Origin of the sequence: Hymenobacter metallicola (assembly GCF_004745645.1) — a bacterium.
GTDB classification, from domain to species: Bacteria; Bacteroidota; Bacteroidia; order Cytophagales; family Hymenobacteraceae; genus Hymenobacter; species Hymenobacter metallicola.
Genome location: NZ_SRMB01000004.1, coordinates 56,350 through 73,272 on the forward strand (window position 1 = coordinate 56,350; position 16,923 = coordinate 73,272).

11 protein-coding genes and 1 tRNA gene are annotated in these 16,923 nt (G+C 56.7%); 6 read left to right on the forward strand and 6 right to left on the reverse strand.

Annotation, left to right across the window (positions count from 1 at the left end; all coding sequences use genetic code 11):
- Positions 1-82: 82 nt before the first annotated feature.
- From E5K02_RS18720 to asnB, 3 genes are all read right to left on the reverse strand, one after another.
- Entirely contained in the window at positions 83-1,423 is a 1,341-nt protein-coding gene (locus E5K02_RS18720) for a UDP-glucose dehydrogenase family protein (RefSeq protein WP_135396779.1), read from the reverse strand.
- A gap of 174 nt (positions 1,424-1,597) precedes the next feature.
- Positions 1,598-2,362 carry a glycosyltransferase family 2 protein gene (locus tag E5K02_RS18725; RefSeq protein WP_135396781.1) on the reverse strand — a complete coding sequence of 255 codons (765 nt, stop codon included), beginning with the start codon at positions 2,360-2,362 and terminating at the stop codon, positions 1,598-1,600.
- Positions 2,363-2,409: 47 nt separating this feature from the next.
- Positions 2,410-4,314, reverse strand: coding sequence for an asparagine synthase (glutamine-hydrolyzing) (gene asnB, locus E5K02_RS18730; RefSeq protein ID WP_135396783.1), 1,905 nt, complete (start codon positions 4,312-4,314; stop codon positions 2,410-2,412).
- Between the two features lie 128 nt (positions 4,315-4,442).
- On the opposite strand from asnB, the gene E5K02_RS18735 reads away from it, so the two are divergent.
- Positions 4,443-4,973, forward strand: coding sequence for an acyl-CoA-binding protein (locus E5K02_RS18735; protein ID WP_135396785.1), 531 nt, complete (start codon positions 4,443-4,445; stop codon positions 4,971-4,973).
- 207 nt (positions 4,974-5,180) lie between these two features.
- On the opposite strand, the gene E5K02_RS18740 is transcribed toward E5K02_RS18735, so the two are convergent.
- A complete protein-coding gene (locus tag E5K02_RS18740; RefSeq protein ID WP_135396787.1) occupies positions 5,181-6,590 on the reverse strand; it encodes an FAD-binding oxidoreductase in 1,410 nt (469 codons plus the stop codon).
- A 15-nt stretch (positions 6,591-6,605) separates the two neighbouring features.
- On the opposite strand from E5K02_RS18740, the gene E5K02_RS18745 reads away from it, so the two are divergent.
- From E5K02_RS18745 to E5K02_RS18755, 3 genes are all read left to right on the forward strand, one after another.
- Positions 6,606-7,304 (forward strand): C40 family peptidase, encoded by a 699-nt coding sequence (locus E5K02_RS18745; RefSeq protein WP_240737359.1) that lies wholly within the window; start codon positions 6,606-6,608, stop codon positions 7,302-7,304.
- Positions 7,305-7,544: 240 nt separating this feature from the next.
- Complete coding sequence (locus tag E5K02_RS18750; protein ID WP_206025990.1) at positions 7,545-10,841, forward strand: TonB-dependent receptor; 3,297 nt, start codon at positions 7,545-7,547, stop codon at positions 10,839-10,841.
- 186 nt (positions 10,842-11,027) lie between these two features.
- Positions 11,028-11,101, forward strand: a tRNA-Ala gene (locus E5K02_RS18755).
- Positions 11,102-11,218: 117 nt separating this feature from the next.
- Here the strand turns inward: E5K02_RS18755 and cysK are convergent.
- Both cysK and E5K02_RS18765 read right to left on the reverse strand, forming a co-directional pair.
- Positions 11,219-12,139, reverse strand: a complete 921-nt coding sequence (cysK, locus tag E5K02_RS18760; RefSeq protein ID WP_135396791.1) for a cysteine synthase A — start codon at positions 12,137-12,139, stop codon at positions 11,219-11,221.
- A 100-nt stretch (positions 12,140-12,239) separates the two neighbouring features.
- On the reverse strand, positions 12,240-13,067 hold the full coding sequence (locus tag E5K02_RS18765; protein ID WP_135396793.1) for a serine O-acetyltransferase: 828 nt from the start codon (positions 13,065-13,067) through the stop codon (positions 12,240-12,242).
- 185 nt (positions 13,068-13,252) lie between these two features.
- On the opposite strand from E5K02_RS18765, the gene E5K02_RS18770 reads away from it, so the two are divergent.
- Together E5K02_RS18770 and E5K02_RS18775 are read left to right on the forward strand one after the other, a co-directional pair.
- On the forward strand, positions 13,253-13,600 hold the full coding sequence (locus tag E5K02_RS18770) for a cupin domain-containing protein (RefSeq protein WP_135396794.1): 348 nt from the start codon (positions 13,253-13,255) through the stop codon (positions 13,598-13,600).
- Positions 13,601-13,955: 355 nt separating this feature from the next.
- A complete protein-coding gene (locus tag E5K02_RS18775; protein ID WP_167856490.1) occupies positions 13,956-16,907 on the forward strand; it encodes a T9SS type A sorting domain-containing protein in 2,952 nt (983 codons plus the stop codon).
- Positions 16,908-16,923: the final 16 nt, after the last annotated feature.

The following is a 16,923-nucleotide window of genomic DNA, read 5'->3' on the forward strand; positions in this document are numbered from 1 at the left end:
CTTGTTATGCGTAGATGGTATGTGCGTTGCGCCGTGCAAAAGGGCATCCCGGGCTTAAATTACCCGCGATGCCCTTTTGCAGCTAGGCTACCGGCTCTTTGTGGTCGGTGCGAATACCAATGCAGTGATAGGTGAAACCGGCTTCGTGCAGTTCTTTGGCATCGTAGATGTTGCGGCCGTCGAAGATAGTTCTTTGCTTCATCAGGCGGGCTACCACGTCGAAGTTGGGGGAGCGGAAATCAGGCCACTCCGTCACGACCAGCAGCGCATCAGCGTCAATCAGGGCCGCAAATTCGTCCTTGGCATAGGTGATACGGTCGCCGAGCGAGTGCTTGGCTTCTTCCATGGCCACTGGGTCGTAGGCCGAAACGGTGCAGCCAGCGTCGAGCAGCTTGTCGATAATAACCAGCGAGGGCGCTTCGCGCATGTCGTCGGTCTTCGGCTTGAACGACAGGCCCCATACGGCCATTTTCTTGCCCTTTAGGTCGCCACCAAAGTGCTTGTACACTTTGTCGAACAGGACTTCCTTCTGAGCTTCGTTCACACTTTCCACGGCCTTGAGCACCTGCATCTGATAGCCGTTTTCAGCAGCCGTCTTGATAAGAGCTTTCACATCCTTGGGGAAGCAGGAACCACCGTAGCCGATGCCGGGGTAGATAAACTTGGTACCGATCCGGGCATCGGAGCCAATGCCTTTGCGCACCATGTTCACGTCGGCGCCCATGATTTCGCACAGGTTGGCAATGTCATTCATAAACGAAATCTTGGTCGCCAGCATAGAGTTGGCGGCGTATTTCGTCATTTCGGCCGAGGGGATATCCATGAAGATAATCGGGTGGCCGTTGAGCAGGAAGGGCTTGTAAAGCTTGCTCATCACTTCCTCGGCACGCTCCGAAGCCACACCCACCACAATGCGGTCAGGCTTCAGGAAGTCGTCGATGGCAGCACCTTCCTTGAGGAACTCGGGGTTCGAAGCTACGTCAAACTCGATGTCGGCGCCGCGCTTGGCCAGGGCCTGCTCGATTTCGGCGCGCACTTTGGCAGCCGTACCTACCGGCACCGTGCTCTTGGTCACGATAACGCCGTAGCTGTTCATGTTCTCGCCGATGCCGCGCGCTACGGCCAGTACGTATTTCAGGTCGGCTGAGCCGTCTTCACCGGGAGGCGTACCCACGGCAATGAAAGCCACGTCGGCATCCTTAATACCCTCGGCCAGGCTGGTGGAGAAGTGCAGACGGCCTTTCTCCACGTTGCGGCTCACCATTTCTTCCAAGCCAGGCTCGTAGATGGGGAGAATACCCTTGTGCAGGTTATCAATTTTCTTTTGGTCGATGTCAATACACGTGACATCAATCCCCACCTCGGCGAAACATGTGCCAGTAACCAGACCTACGTAGCCGGTACCTACTACTGCAATTTTCATATTGGTTGAGTGTTTGGGAGAGATATTATGAGGTGAAGCCCCAAACTGCTCGTGGCTAGCGGCAGCCTGTTTGGTGGGCAAATGTGTTTTACAAGTAAAGAGCGGGCAAGCTCACGTTACGGGACTGGCGGTGGTGAGGAAAGTCCCGCAAAGTTAGGCGCTGGGCACTAGGGTTCAGTGCTTCGCAAACAAGCCGTATTTAAGAATGCAGTAGATAGCGCGAAACCCGTCGCGCCACCCGATTTTTTTTCCTTCGGCGTAGGTGCGGCCGTAATAGCTGATGCCTACTTCATAAATGCGGACGTTGGGCACCTGGGCCACTTTGGCCGTTACCTCGGGTTCAAAGCCGAAGCGCTTTTCCTCTAGACGCAGGCCCTGAATCAGGTCGCGGCGGAAGAGCTTGTAGCAGGTTTCCATGTCGGTCAGGTTCAGATTGGTGCACATGTTGGAGAGCATTGTGAGCCAATAGTTGCCGATGCTGTGCCAGAAGAACAGAATCCGGTGGGGGTTGCCGCCCATAAAGCGCGACCCGTACACCACATCGGCGACTCCGCGCAGCACGGGGTTGAGCAGCAGGTTATACTCCTCGGGGTCGTACTCCAGATCGGCATCCTGAATGATGATGTAGTCGCCGGTAGCTTCGCGGATACCGGTGTGCAGCGCCGCGCCCTTGCCCTGGTTTACGGTGTGCTTCAGGTAGCGAATGGGCAAATCCGGGTTGGCCGCTTGGTATCGTTCTATTGCTTCTTCCGTGTGGTCGCGCGAGTAGTCATTGACGATGATTACCTCTTTGCTCAGATTGCCTACTAATTCCACTGCCTTCACCCGGTCCAGAATCAGATGGATCGTGGTTGCCTCGTTGTATGCCGGAATAACAATCGACAACGTGCGCGGCGGAACCTGAATATCTGAAAGGGAAGAAGTAGACGCTGATATCATTAGACAAACAAAAGAGGAAAGACCGCATGAACGAAGCTGAAGTTAGCTTACATCATGTACCGTTTCCACCAGTGCTGGAATACAATCAGGGCCCAGATACGGGCGTGTACGTCGCCGGGGTTGCGCGAAAACAGCTGGGTCTTCAGGGCCCGGATACCATCAACGCTGAAAATACCCTGGGCCTCAATGAAGCCATCGGAGAGCAGATCATCTTCAATCAGGGGACGTAGCTCGTTGCGGAACCACTTGAGCAGCGGTACCTCGAAGCCGTGCTTGGGGCGCTTGTAGAGCTCCTCGGGCAGCATGGGCCGGAAGGCATCCTGCACGATTTTCTTCTTCATCTTCGCGTCGATTTTGCTTTCGGTAGGCAAAGAGAAGGCGAAGTTTACCACGTTGGGGTCCAGGAAGGGCGGGCGTACCTCCAGGGAGTTGGCCATGCTCATCAGGTCCACCTTGGTGAGCATGTCGTAGGGCAGCACCAGGTTCATGTCCGTGAGCAGCACCTCGTTCAGGTCGCCGTCAGCGTGTAGGTTTTCCAGAATATCCTTGCGACGCTTCTCGGCCAACTTCTTGCCGACTTTGCGGCGCGAGTCGGCGCTGAGCAGGTTGCGGGCGTCCTTTTCGTTGACAAACGTGGCCCAATCCCAGTACCGGTCTTTGGGGCCGCTGAGCATACCGCGCGAGAAGCGCTGGAACTGCCGGATGCGGTTGCCGAAAAAGGAGTTGCGCGACTTGGGCAGCACATCCCAGAGCAAGTTTAGGCCCGTTACGGCTTCGGCCTTGAAGCCGCCCTGCCGCACCTGGAACTCGCCCATGTGCTTGTTGTAGCCGGCAAACATTTCGTCGGCCCCGTCGCCCGACAAGGCCACCGTGGCTTTCTCGCGGGTACGCTTGCTGAGAATGTACACGGCCAGGGCCGAAGAATCCGCGAAGGGCTCGTCAATGTAGTCGAGTACGTCGAAGATGTGGTCGTAGAGGTCCTGGTTGGTAAGCGAGAAAACCGTGTGGTTGGTTTTATAGCGCTCAGCCACCAGCTTGGCGTACTTGGTCTCGTCGAAGAACGGCTCATCCCGGTACCCAATGCTGAACGTGTTCAGGTGCTGGGTATGGCGCGAGGCCAGGGCTACGATGACCGACGAGTCGATGCCGCCGCTTAGGAAGGCGCCCACGGGCACGTCGGCCACAAGGCGGCGAGCCGTGGCGTCGTCGAGCAGGTTAACCAGTTTTTTCTGCTGCTCCTCGTACGTGAGCTTGTTTTTAGCCGTCTTCTTCGGGTCGTACGGAATCTTGTAGTAACGCTTCTTGACTACTTTGCCTCCTTTAATAAAGAGGTAGTGACCGGGCAGCAGCTTCTTGACGCCTTTAAAAATCGTGGCCGGGCCGGGAATATAGTTGAGCTGCAGATAGTGGCTCAGGGCTACGTAGTCGAGCTTGCGGGGCACGCCCAGGGCCAGCATCGACTTCATCTCCGAGGCGAAGAACATCTTGTCCTCGTCGCGGTACACCAGAATGGGCTTCTCCCCCATCCGGTCGCGGGCAATGAACAGGGAATCTTCTTCCTTGTCGTAAATAGCCAGCCCAAAAAAGCCGTTAAGCTTCTTCAAAAAGCCCCGGCCCTCGGAGATGTAGAGGTTCAGAATTACCTCGGTATCTGTTTGGGAATGGAACCGGTGGCCTTTCTTGATCAGCTTCTGGCGCAACTCCTTGAAGTTGAAAATCTCGCCGTTGAAGACAATCGTGTAGCGGCCCGACTCGTCGGTCATCGGCTGGTTGCCGTCGGCCGTTAGGTCGAGAATAGCGAGGCGGCGGAAACCCAGACCGCAACGATCGTACACAAAATGCCCCTGTGAATCAGGCCCGCGGCTAACAATAGCATCGGTTGAGGCATGCAACGCGGACAGCGAGCGGCGTCCTGCGTCGGTAAAAGCGAATACTCCGGTGATTCCACACATAATTGGCGGGCAAAAGTACGAACTCTGAGGACTTACATTCCGAAAAAGTAGCAGCGGCGCCCCGCAACCAAAGCCGTGCCATGCTAGTAAACCCTCTTACTTTTCCACTCTTTAGCTATTTCTGACTTATGGACCTTCAGCAGCAAATGGATTTACAACAGCAATTTGAAGCCGCTGTATCACGCGTAGACAGCCTGCCGGGCGACAAAGCTGCCGCCCACATGACCGAACTGTACGGACTCTACAAGCAGGCCACCGAAGGCGACCATGACACGAAAGGCGAAGTAGTCGGCGACGATTCGCCCGACAACCCCAGCGGTACTCCCGGCATGTCCCAGGCCCAATGGGACTCGTGGAGCAAGTTTAAGGGTCTGAGCGAGGACGATGCCAAGCGCCAGTACGTAGAAAAAGTAAATGCGTTGGCTGGCCCGGTGGGCGAGCAGACAACTATCATTACCGGTAACGGCCAGCCCAGCACCTCTTCTATGGTCGGCGGCGCCGATGCCAGTTCGGGCCCCGAAGTGCAAACGAACGACAACTCTACCACTTCCCAACAGCCTAGCACCCAACCTGGTGTTTCGCAAGGGGGCCTGCGCGGCGATATAACGGCCGGGGCTCCTTACGGCGGTGAAGACAAGCTGAAAGGCGACCAAAGCTAGCCTACGAGTCAAGCCAGATTACTCGGATTGGGTAGCCAACTATTTCCACACCCGCCGACTCATTGCACCAGTATAGTAGAAAAGGCCACCCGCTTGGGTGGCCTTTTTGTTGGAAACTGGGCCGCCGAACTCTACTCTATTGCCCCGTTAGAATCAGGCAATGGCTGCGTACCTAATCAATCGGCGTGCGCCACCAAAAGCTGAGAGCTAGAAGATTTTGCCAGGATTCAGGATGCCGTGCGGGTCAAATACTCTTTTAATCCCACGCATTAGCTCCAGGTTGGTTTCCTGCAGGGCAATACCGATATAGCCCTTTTGCACCAGGCCGATGCCGTGCTCCCCACTGATGGTGCCACCAAGCTTGACGCATAGCTCGAAGATTTCGGTAATGGGCTGGCGCAGGCCCACGTTCCACTGTTCGTCGCTTAGCTCGCCCCGGATGATGTTTACGTGGAGGTTGCCGTCGCCGGCGTGGCCGTAGCACACGCTCTTGAAACCGTAGCGCCGCCCAATTTCCTTAACGCCCTTGAGCAAGGTCGGCAGCTCGGCGCGCGGCACGACGGTATCCTCTTCCTTGTACACGGAGTTGTAGCGCACGGAGTTGCCAATGTTCCGCCGGATTTTCCACAGCTCGTCTTTCTGGGTGGCATTATCGGCCAGCAGGATTTCGCCCACGTCGTAGCGCTCCAGCACGCCGTACACCTGTTCCGCCTCTTTGTAGAGCTGGTCCATATCCTGCCCGTCCAGTTCGATAAGCAAATGAGCGCTGATGTCCTCGGGTAGGGTAAGCGGAATTTTCAGGTAGTCGGACGACCAGGCTATGGCTTCGCGCTCCATAAACTCCATGCCCGAGGGAATGACCCCAGCCCGGAACACCGCCGATACAGCCTCGGCGGCCTGCTCTTCCTGCCGGAAAGGCACCAACATCAGAATATTGTGCTGGGGATATGGCAAAAGCCGAAACACTACCTTGGTAATGATGCCCAACGTACCCTCCGAGCCCACCATGAGTTGGGTAAGATTATAGCCCGTGGAGTTCTTCAGCGTGTTGGCCGCCGTCCAGATGATTTCGCCAGTGGGCAGCACCACTTCCAAATTCAGGACGTAGTCGCGGGTGGTGCCATATTTCACGGCTTTGGGCCCGCCGCTGCTGTGGGCCAGGTTGCCGCCCAGGGTGCAGCTGCCTTTGCTGGCCGGGTCGGGCGGGTAAAACAGCCCAACCTCTTTTACCGCGTTCTGAAACGTCTCATTCACTACCCCCGGCTCCACGGTAGCCTGCAGGTTGCGCTCATCTATCTGAATAATACGATTGAGCCGATCCGTGAGAATAACTACTCCATTGTGAATCGGCAGCGCCCCGCCGCTCAGCCCGGTCCCGGCGCCCCGGGCCGTAACGGGCACATGGTGCTCGTGGCAGAGGCGAACAATTTTGCTAATCTCTTCGGCGTTGCCTGGCCGGAGTACCACGTCCGGAGCAAAATGCAAATCCTCGGTATGGTCACGCCCATAATCGGCGTAGACATCGGCTTCCACGCGCTGGGGAGTAAGCACATAAGCTTCCCCAATAATCTGTTCGAAGGCGGCTACCAGTTCAGGAGTCAGCGGTTGGAAATTCATATATAGAAGGCAAGAATGAACGATTCACGTATCTTTGTCCCGATGCGGGAACACCTTACGAAGGTACAGTATTCGCTCCAACAGCTTCGTTGGATGCCACTTGTACTACTTAGTGTCTTAGTGTTGTTGGCTAGTTGCGGGGGCTCCCGCAAGCTCAACCAGCGTAACGGCCGTTATTACTCGGCGCGTGAAATGGCCCGCATGAAAGCCGAGGAGCGCCGCCGGCGCGGAGCCCGACCAGTGGCGAAAGCCAAATCTAAAATTTCTTCCCCGGCTGGCAAGTCCAAGACGGTTGTGAAACGCTCGACTAGCTCAGCCAATATTTCGAAGGACTTAGCGACAGTTATTGAAGCGGCCCGGTCCTACGAAGGCACTCCCTACAAATACGGCGGCACCACCCGCCTGGGCATGGACTGCTCGGGTCTGTTGTGTGCGGCCTTCGCCGCCATTGAGGTACAGATCCCACGTTCCTCCAACGAGCAGGCTCTATGGGGCACGCCAGTGAAACCCCAAGATCTACAGGCGGGCGATTTGGTATTTTTCGGAGGTTCACCTGGCAGCAACACGATTACTCACGTGGGACTTGTGACGGAAGCCAGCCCGGAGAGCGTACAGTTCATCCACTCCTCCAGCTCTTTAGGTGTAATTGAGAACAGCCTGGAGAGTGACTATTATCTTAGTCGGTTTATCAAAGCAGTTAGACCAAGATTGTGAATTTCCCCCTTACCTTTGTGGTGTTGAAGTTGCTGAGTGGCTGGCGGAGACCAAAGACAATGATTTGGTAACGAACCCGGTAGAAATCGTCCTTACTTTTGCGTCCCCTTACAATTTAAGCTTCCTCTTTTTTCACCTACTTACCCATTTATGAAACATTCACGTTTACGCCTCTTACTCTTGTTGGTGTTGACGCTGTTGTCAGCCCCAGGGGCGTGGAGTCAGGTAACTACTTCAGCAATGAACGGTATTATTACCGACAAGTCTGGAGCTGGTTTGCCTGGTGCAACGGTAATTGCCGTACACACGCCTACGAACACCCAATACGTATCGCCCACCAACTCCGAAGGCCGCTTCAACATCAACGGCATGCGGGTAGGTGGTCCTTACTCAGTACGTGTAACCTTTATTGGCTACAAAGAGGCCGTCCGTGAAGGCATTTTCCTAACCCTGGGCCAGAACCTGCGGTTGGATATTAACCTGAGCGAATCGGAGCAAACCCTGGGCGAAGTTGTCGTAAGCGGCCGCCGGGACCAGGTTATCAACTCGGACCGCACCGGTGCTGCTACCAACGTACAGCGCGAGCAAATCGAGCGTCTGCCCACGCTGAGCCGTTCGTTTGACGACTTCACCCGTCTGACCCCCCAGGCCAACCGCGGTGGTTTGAGCATCGGTGGTCGTAGCGGCCAGTCGAACAACGTTACCATCGACGGTGCGCTGTTCAACAACTCGTTTGGTTTGTCGTCTACCATTGGTGGCCAGGCTAACTCCCAGCCCATTTCGCTGGACGCTATTGAAGAAATTCAGGTGAACTTGGCTCCTTTCGACGTACGTCAGGGTGCTTTCACCGGCGCCGGCATCAACGCCGTAACCCGTTCGGGCACCAACAAATTCTCGGGCTCGGTTTACACGTTCCGTCGTAACGACAACCTGGTAGCTGACCGCGTACGTGACCTGAATCAGGCTTATCCTGACTTCAGCCTGTGGCAGATCGGTGCCCGGGTAGGTGGTCCCATCATCAAGGACAAACTGTTCTTCTTCGTAAGTGCTGAAGCGGAGCGTCGCGACGACCCAGGCAGCATCTTTATTTCCAACCGTCCCGGCGAAACGCCTGCTCCCGGCGCTGGCTCAAGCACCTCGCAGGCTAGCTACCGCGAACTGACGCAGCTGTCCAACTTCCTGCAGACGCAGTACGGCTACAACGCCGGCCCGTTCGAAAACTACCGTCTGGACACCTACAGCGACAAGCTGTCGGCTAAACTGGACTGGAACATCAACTCCAAGAACACTTTCAACTTCAAGTATGTGTACTTGAAGTCCTACCGTGACGTACCGCCGAGCACCTCGGGCGCTCCTTCGAACGGCCGTGGCCCGACGAACACCAACCTGCCCTTCCTGGCTGCTTACTACCGCATCAACAACAACCTGAACTCGTACACGGCCGAACTGAACTCGCAGATTTCGTCGCGTATTTCGAACCAGGTGCAGCTGGGCGTAGTACGGATGCGTGACTTCCGGGAAAGCTCGGGCGGTATCTTCCCGCTGGTTGACATCGAAAACGGTTCGGGCCAGGCTTTCACCGCCTTCGGTTATGAGCCCTTCTCGGCCAACAACATCCTGAACACGGATACCTACCAGTTCTCGGACAACCTGTCGATTGCCCTGGGCAAGCACGTTGTAACGGTGGGTACTTACAACGAAGCCTACAAGTTCCGCAACGGTTTTGCTCCTAACTTCTACGGCCGTTACCGCTTCTCGTCGCTGTCGAACTTCTACCAGGCCGCTGGTTTCAACTACGACCCCGCTGCTGGTACCCTGACTCCCCGTCCGGGTGGGGCTAACAACGCTGCCATCAGCGACTACGAACTGCGCTACTCGGCCCTGGCTGACCGCAGCTTCCCCTTCGCCGACATCAAAGCAGTGCAGCTAGGCTTCTTCGCCCAGGATGAATTCAGCATCCGTCCGAACCTGAAAGTAACGGTTGGTATTCGTACCGATATTCCGATTGTTAACACCGAAATTGCCCGCAACGAGCAGGCTGCCAACTTGACGTTCCGTAACGGCGAGAAACTGGAAACCGACCGTGTGCAGAAGACCCGGGCTCTGTGGTCGCCCCGCGTAGGCTTCAACTGGGATGTGAACGACGACCAGAAGACGCAGCTGCGTGGTGGTACCGGCGTATTCACCGGCCGTGTTCCGTACGTATACATCTCGAACCAGGCGTCTAACAACGGCGTGCAGTTCGGTACCTACCGCAGCACCACCGTGCCCGGTAACAACACCGATACGAACCCCAACAACAACACTCGTCCGGTTGTATTCTCGAACGACGTAAACGCCAACCTGCCGGCTGATGCTACGGCCGCTGCTAGCTACAACCTGGCTCTGACCGATCCGAACTTCCGCTTCCCCCAAGTATGGCGTACCAACCTGGCCATCGACCAGCGCCTGCCCGGCGATGTGCTGTTGACCCTGGAAGGTATTTATACCCGCGACCTGAACGCTGTGTACCACATCAATGCTAACCTGCCGAATTCGCAGGTACGTGCTGCCGGTGCCGACAACCGCGTACTGTTCCGCAACCCGACTGCTCTCAACACCCGTGTTGACCGCATCAACTCGAACATCACCGACGCTATTGTGATGAAGAATACCAACAAAGGGTATTCGTACACGTTGACGGCTCAGCTGCAGAAGACCTTCTCGAATGGTTTCTCGGCCTCGTTGGCTTACAACTACGCCGATGCTAAGTCAGTGAACGACGGTGGCTCTGTTGCTCAGTCGATCTGGCGTGACCGGGTAGTTCCTGGCGACCCGAACGAAGACATCATCAGCTACTCGAACTTCCTGCAGCAGCACCGTATCGTGGGCTCGCTCACCTACCGCAAGGAGTACATCAACCACTTGGCCACGGCTGTTTCGCTCTTCATGGATGCCGGTCCTCAGGGCCGCTTCTCTTACACCTACAACGGTGACCTGAACGGTGACAACAACCTGAACAACGACCTGATCTACATCCCCCGCGACCAGAGCGAAATCGTACTGCGCGACATCACGCTGACGGCTGCTCAGGGTGGCGGTGTTTACTCCGCTGCTCAGCAGTGGGCTGACTTGGATGCCTACATCAAGCAGGACGACTACCTGAAGAACCGCCGGGGCGAGTACGCTGAGCGTAACGGCGCCGTAGCTCCTTGGGTAAACTTCATTGATGCCCGTCTGCTCCAGGACGTGTTCACCAACATCGGTAACTCGAAGAACTCCCTGCAGTTCAGCATGGACATCTTCAACCTGGGTAACCTGATCAACAAGAACTGGGGTGTAAGCCAGAGCTCCAACCGCTCGGGTCTGCTGTCCTTCTCGGACTTCGATCAGACTACTGGCAAGCCCCGCTTCACCTACCCCTACCTGTCGAACCCAGTTCGCAACAGCGACAACTCGGTAACGGCCGGCACCGCGCTGACGGAAACCTTCCGGTACAACACGGGTGAAGGTTCACGCTGGCGCATCCAGTTGGGCCTGCGTTACATCTTCAACTAATCTACTCCTAGAGTAGAGCAGTCCCGAAAGCGGGTGGAACCATGTTCCACCCGCTTTTTTTATGGCTAGTTATCAAGCTGATGCGTTTTTGAAGCGTTTTTTTATTCACCAGGGCTTGCACATTCTAAAACGCGCCTTACCTTTGCATCATCATTCCACGGTAGATGACTGCGGAATACGACAAACGGGGGATTAGCTCAGCTGGCTAGAGCGCTTGCATGGCATGCAAGAGGTCATCGGTTCGACTCCGATATTCTCCACTTAAAGCCCAACCATGAGGTTGGGCTTTTTTATTGTAATTGGTTTCATTCCGACCAAGCGAGACATAAAAAAGGCCACCCCCACGGGTGGCCTTTTTTTCTGTACAGGAAGCTACACTAAACGAACAATCCATCGACCGAGAGGTACCGCTCGCCCGTGTCGTAGCAGAAGGTAAGAACTCGGCTACCCTGAGGCATATCGGGCAGCTTCTTAGCCACGGCAGCCAAGGAGGCCCCCGACGATACGCCAATGAACATCCCCTCTTCCCGTGCCGCCCGACGGGCCATGTCGAAGGCTTCCTGCTGGCTCACCTGAATGGTACCGTCCAGAATCTCGGTGTGTAAGTTGGCCGGAATAAAGCCGGCCCCGATTCCCTGAATTGGGTGCGGCCCGGGGGCTCCGCCGCTGATAACGGGAGAAAGCTCGGGCTCTACGGCAAATGTCTGCATCTGCGGATACAGAGGCTTCAGCACTTCTGTTACGGCCGTGATGTGGCCCCCGGTACCTACGCCGGTAATGTGAAAGTCGAAGCCTTCGGGAGCATCGCGCAGGATTTCCTGGGCCGTGGTTTCGGCGTGTACCTTGATGTTGGCCGGGTTCTCGAATTGCATGGGCATCCAGGCTCCAGGCGTGTCGCGGACTAGTTCGTGGGCTTTTTCAATGGCGCCCTTCATGCCTTTTTCCCGGGGCGTGAGTTCTAAGTTGGCTCCGTAAGCGGCCATCAGACGCCGCCGCTCAATCGACATCGACTCGGGCATTACCAACGTCAGCTTGTAGCCTTTTACGGCCGCTACCATGGCTAGCCCCACGCCGGTGTTGCCCGAGGTTGGCTCCACAATCAGGCTGTCGGGGGTTAGCAGGCCATCCTGCTCGGCCTGTTCAATCATCGAAAGGGCAATCCGGTCTTTGATGCTGCCGCCGGGGTTGGCCCGCTCCAGCTTCACCCACACCTCAACGTCGGGGCGGTGGGCGAAAAGACGGTTCAGGCGGAGCAGAGGAGTGTTGCCGATGGTGTCAAGAATGGTGTTGGCTTTCATTGGTTCAGCGGTAAGTGAGGGTATTGAGTTGAGGAAACCGTAGGGCGAGCGGAAAATACAACAGGCTGAAAAAGCCTTCCTTCCGGCGCGCCTTTACTTTTTAGATGGAAAAGGAAATATCGGCCGTGGGATCTTCGGAGCGGGTGACCTGGATCTGCGCCCGATGATAAACCCGGGAATGGGAAGGTACACTTTCTGTGAGCCAGACATTACCGCCAATCATGCTGTGGCTGCCCACGACGGTGCTGCCGCCCAGAATAGTAGCGCCGGCATACACCACCACATGGTCTTCGATGGTAGGATGGCGCTTGATGTTGGCCATATGCTTGGCTACACTCAAGGCTCCGAGCGTAACGCCCTGAAAGATCTTAACGTGGGCTCCGATAATGGCCGTTTCACCAATCACGATACCCGTACCGTGGTCGATGCAGAAGGAAGGGCCGATGCGGGCCCCGGGATGGATGTCGATACCGGTGCGGGTGTGGGCGTATTCGCTCAGCAACCGCGGTACCCGGGGAACCTGCAACTGGTAGAGGGCGTGGGCGAAGCGGTGCAAGGCAATGGCATAAAAGCCGGGGTAGGTGCTGATTACCTCAGCACTACCCTGCGCGGCGGGGTCGGCGGCCACAATAGCGGCGGCGTCACGCAGAAGCAATTCGCGGAGCTGGGGCAGGCCCTGCATGCAGGTAGCGGCAATCTGCTCGGCTTCCTTAGGAGCCAGCACGGCCCGCAGCAACTCGGCTAGCTCGGTTTGCCAATGATAAAGCACGGCTTCTACGGCGTCGGTACCATTGAGCGGACGGGCGGTGCGCTCGGGAAACAACACCTGCAGTAGTTGGTCGGCAAGAAGGCAAAAGGCCGGACCGGGCAAAGGGGCCGTGGCCTGCTGGTGGGCGAGGGCCAGGGACTGAATGAAAGCGGCGTGCATGAGACGGTACAAAAATTCGGGCCGCCCGAAACAGCGGGCAGCTTGCGCTGGCAAGATAACCGGCAGCACGTATGCTGCAACCAATAGTGTCCCGGAAGGTTTGACACACAACCGCTGTCCGGTGCCATGCGTTAGGTTGGGTAGTTTGTCTTTATTCCCAACCATTCACCCTACCTCCCCCTATCATGGCTGATACCACCATCACTAAAATTGATTCGCGCCACTCACCCAAAGGCCACGACGGCGAAAAATACCTGGCCTCGGGCGTACATGTGTCGATGCGCTTATGGGAAAATGAACAGCCCGGCGAGGCCAAAGCGGCCGTGACGCGGCCTTACGAGACGGTGGGCTACGTTATCAGCGGCCGGGCCGAGCTACACCTCGAGGGGCAAATGGTCGTCCTGGAACCCGGTAATTCGTGGGTAGTGCCCAAAGGCTCTTCGCATACCTACAAGATTCTGGAAGCTTTCACAGCAGTGGAGGCAACTACGCCGCCCGCCCAGGTGCACGGGCGGGAGGATGAACAAGCCTAGCGCTTATTCCCACTTTTGGAACGCCGGACTCCTTGCAGTCCGGCGTTTTTGTTGATAGCTAGTTGTACTAATCTGATTCGGATTAAGAAAAAAACCTTAGCAAAAAACCAACTTCTGTATCGTTCAGCTATTTACTCCACCCAATATCCCAGATAATAATTCTATTTATATACATCTATCAAACAATAACTTATCTTTATCTTAGATACTACTACCCCACTACGTTCCTGATACGTTCTGGGCCTATGACATTAACAAAAAAAATTAGGTACACAAGTCATAAAAAACTGAATTATTCCTAACCTGGACCACGTAAATGCCGTTCAGGGGCCAACTGAACTTTCCCATTCTGGCAATGAAACACTCTGTACAACGCGCCTTACTCGGCTTATTCGTTTTTCTGAGCGGCAGCTACCTGCCCGGTGCCCAGGCCCAGACGGCCCGCCCGGCGGCAGCGGCTTTGTATGTGAATGATGCAGTGCAGGCTGGTGACGTGTTTACCACTTCCGCCGGCAATGATGCCACTGGCAATGGAACCAGCAGTGCCCCGTATGCCACCGTAGCCCGGGCCCTGGCCAGCGCCGATGCCAGTACGGCCACCATCTTCATCGATGCCGGCACTTACTCGGAGCGCGTGGTCCTGAACAAGAATGTCAGCTTGCAGGGCGTAGATACGGCGCGCACCGTGTTTGACGGCGGCCTGGCCCCCAGCGACGTGCAAACTCAGGAAACCGGCATTTTCATTACGGCTACTGGTGGCACGCCCACCAATCCGCTGACGATTGCCGACCTGAAGGTGCGGGCCTATGACTACGGAATTCAAACCGACAACCAGGTAAATCACTCCAATTTTTTGATAGAAGACGTCGCGACTACTCAAAACCGGCAGTTCGGCATTTACTGGAACGGCTTCCCCAACTATACTGAGAACATCACCTTTCGGCGCGTACGCGCCACCAAAACCGCCCTGGACCCGAACACGCGCAATAACGGGGCGGGCCGGGGCCTGTTTATGGTTAACGGCAGCAAAATCAATATCCTGATCGAAGATGGGGTGTTTGAGCAGAACCGCCGCGCCGGTATCGACATCAACGACGGTAGCGTGAGCGGCCTGGTTATTCGCAACTGCCGTTTCGGGTTCAACCTGGGGCCGGCGCTGGCCGTGCTGGGAGCCGCCGGATTGCGGAATGCGGAAGGAGTCTTTCTCACGCCAGCCGCTCTGATTGAGAACAACTTTGTCCGCAACAACGCCTCCAACGGAATCGAGTTGAAGTCGTGCACGGGCAACGGCCGCGGCAGTGGCCCTGGAAGCTTCGTAGTGCGCAACAACTACGTGGTGCGCACCGTGGGGGCCCCAACCAACTTGTCGGAAGACAACGCGGGTATTGCCTTCATCGACCGGGACCGGAATATTATTCCGACCGGGGGCGGCGTAACTGGCGACTTGACTACGGGCGGGGCCTATATTCAAAACAACATCGTGCGGGGCTACCTGGCTGATGCGTTCCGCACGGCAATCAACATCAATGGCTTCGGCATGGTGCTGGAGGGCGCCAACAACAAGGCTTTCGGCAACATCATTGCCCAGTGCCAGCGTGGCATTCAGGTGCAAGACCGGCCCGCCAACAGCTCCGGCTCGACTCCCTTCTTTGACATTGACCGCAATTCCTCCCTTACCTCCGTTGGCGACAGTATCCGCAACAACCGTCTCGATTCCTGCACCACTTCCCTGCGGGCCGTGAATCTGACGGCCGTTGTCAATGCCTCCATGAACTGGCTGGGCAGCAACCAGGCCACGAGCGTGCGGGGAGCCAGCGGGCAGAATGGCTTGCTGATTACGCTCGGAGGCCCGGCTACCAACTTTGCGCAGGTTTCATCCCTGGAAAACACCGGCCGCCTCGACTACACGCCCTTCTTACACGCCCGCACCGACATGGCCCCCACTCCGGGCTTTCAGAGCGACTTGAGCTACCTGCACATCGACCGGTTTAGCCCCAACCTGGGCCCTGCGTCCTGCCTGCAGGAAGGCCTGACGATGGTAGCTGAAAATGGCACTCTGGAACTGGTGGCCGGCCTGTACGATGGTACCGCTACGGTTAGTAAAACCGTGACGCTGACCAACGACGGAGCCACCACCCTGCAAAATCTCATTGTCAATGCCCCGGGCAAGCAAGCCAGTCTGGCCGCGCCCTTTAGCCTAGCCGGTAACCTGACGCTGACTTCTGGGCTGATTCGCTCTTCGGTGGCCAATTTGCTAACGCTGACGGCCGACGCTACTGCCTCCGAGGGCAATGCGGCTTCTTACGTCGACGGCCCGCTACGCAAGCTCGGCAATTCAGCCTTCGTCTTTCCGCTCGGCAAAGCGGGCGTATGGGCCCGGATGGCTATTTCGGCCCCGGCCAGCACCGCTTCCGCTTTTACCGGTGAATATTTCGCAGCGGGTTTCGGCACCCGGGCGGCAGCAGCTCCGCTTAGCGAAGTAAGTGCGCTGGAATACTGGAACCTGGACCGCGCCGGCTCAACGGATGCCGTAAGTGTGCGCCTGTACTGGGAAAATAGCAGCCGGAGCGGCATCGATGAATTTTCCAACGACCTGCAAGTAGCCCGCTACGATGGCTCGATCTGGGTATCGGAAGGGAACGGCGGCTTGAGCGGGGCTTTGCCAGCGGGTTCGGTAGCTTCGGCAGGGCCCGTAGCCAGCTTCGGGGCCTTCACGTTTGGCTCCTTGTCGTCGGATGTCAACCCCTTACCTGTGGAGTTGGTTAGCTTCACGGCGACCGAGCGGCAGCCGGGCCTGGTAACTCTGGACTGGAAAACGGCTTCTGAGCACAACAACAAGGGTTTTGCAGTTGAACGGAGCTTCGATGCTAAAACGTGGGCCCAGCTCGGATTTGTAGCGGGTCAGGGTACGGTCAGCACGCCCCACGCCTACACGTATCAGGATCAGGTACCTGGAGTGCAAAGCCAGGTGTACTATCGGCTGCGGCAGGAAGATACGGACGGCAAACTAGCCTACTCCCCAGTAGCCACCGTGACGCGCACCCCCGGGCCCGTGGCAGCCGCCAAGCTGATGTTGGCCCCCAACCCAGCCACTGCCTATACCACTCTGCAGTTCTCAGCTCCGGTGAGCGGGCCCCTGCAGGTTTCCTTCACCGACCTGACCGGCCGCCTCGTACTGCGCCACACCCTAACGAGCCCAACTGATACGCAGATAACGCTGCCTGCCACCCTGCCCGCCGGCACCTACCTGGTGCAGGTGAATGGAGCCGGGGTTTCAGGCAAAGCAATTCGCCTCGTGAAGCAATAAGCGAAGCTACTTCTAT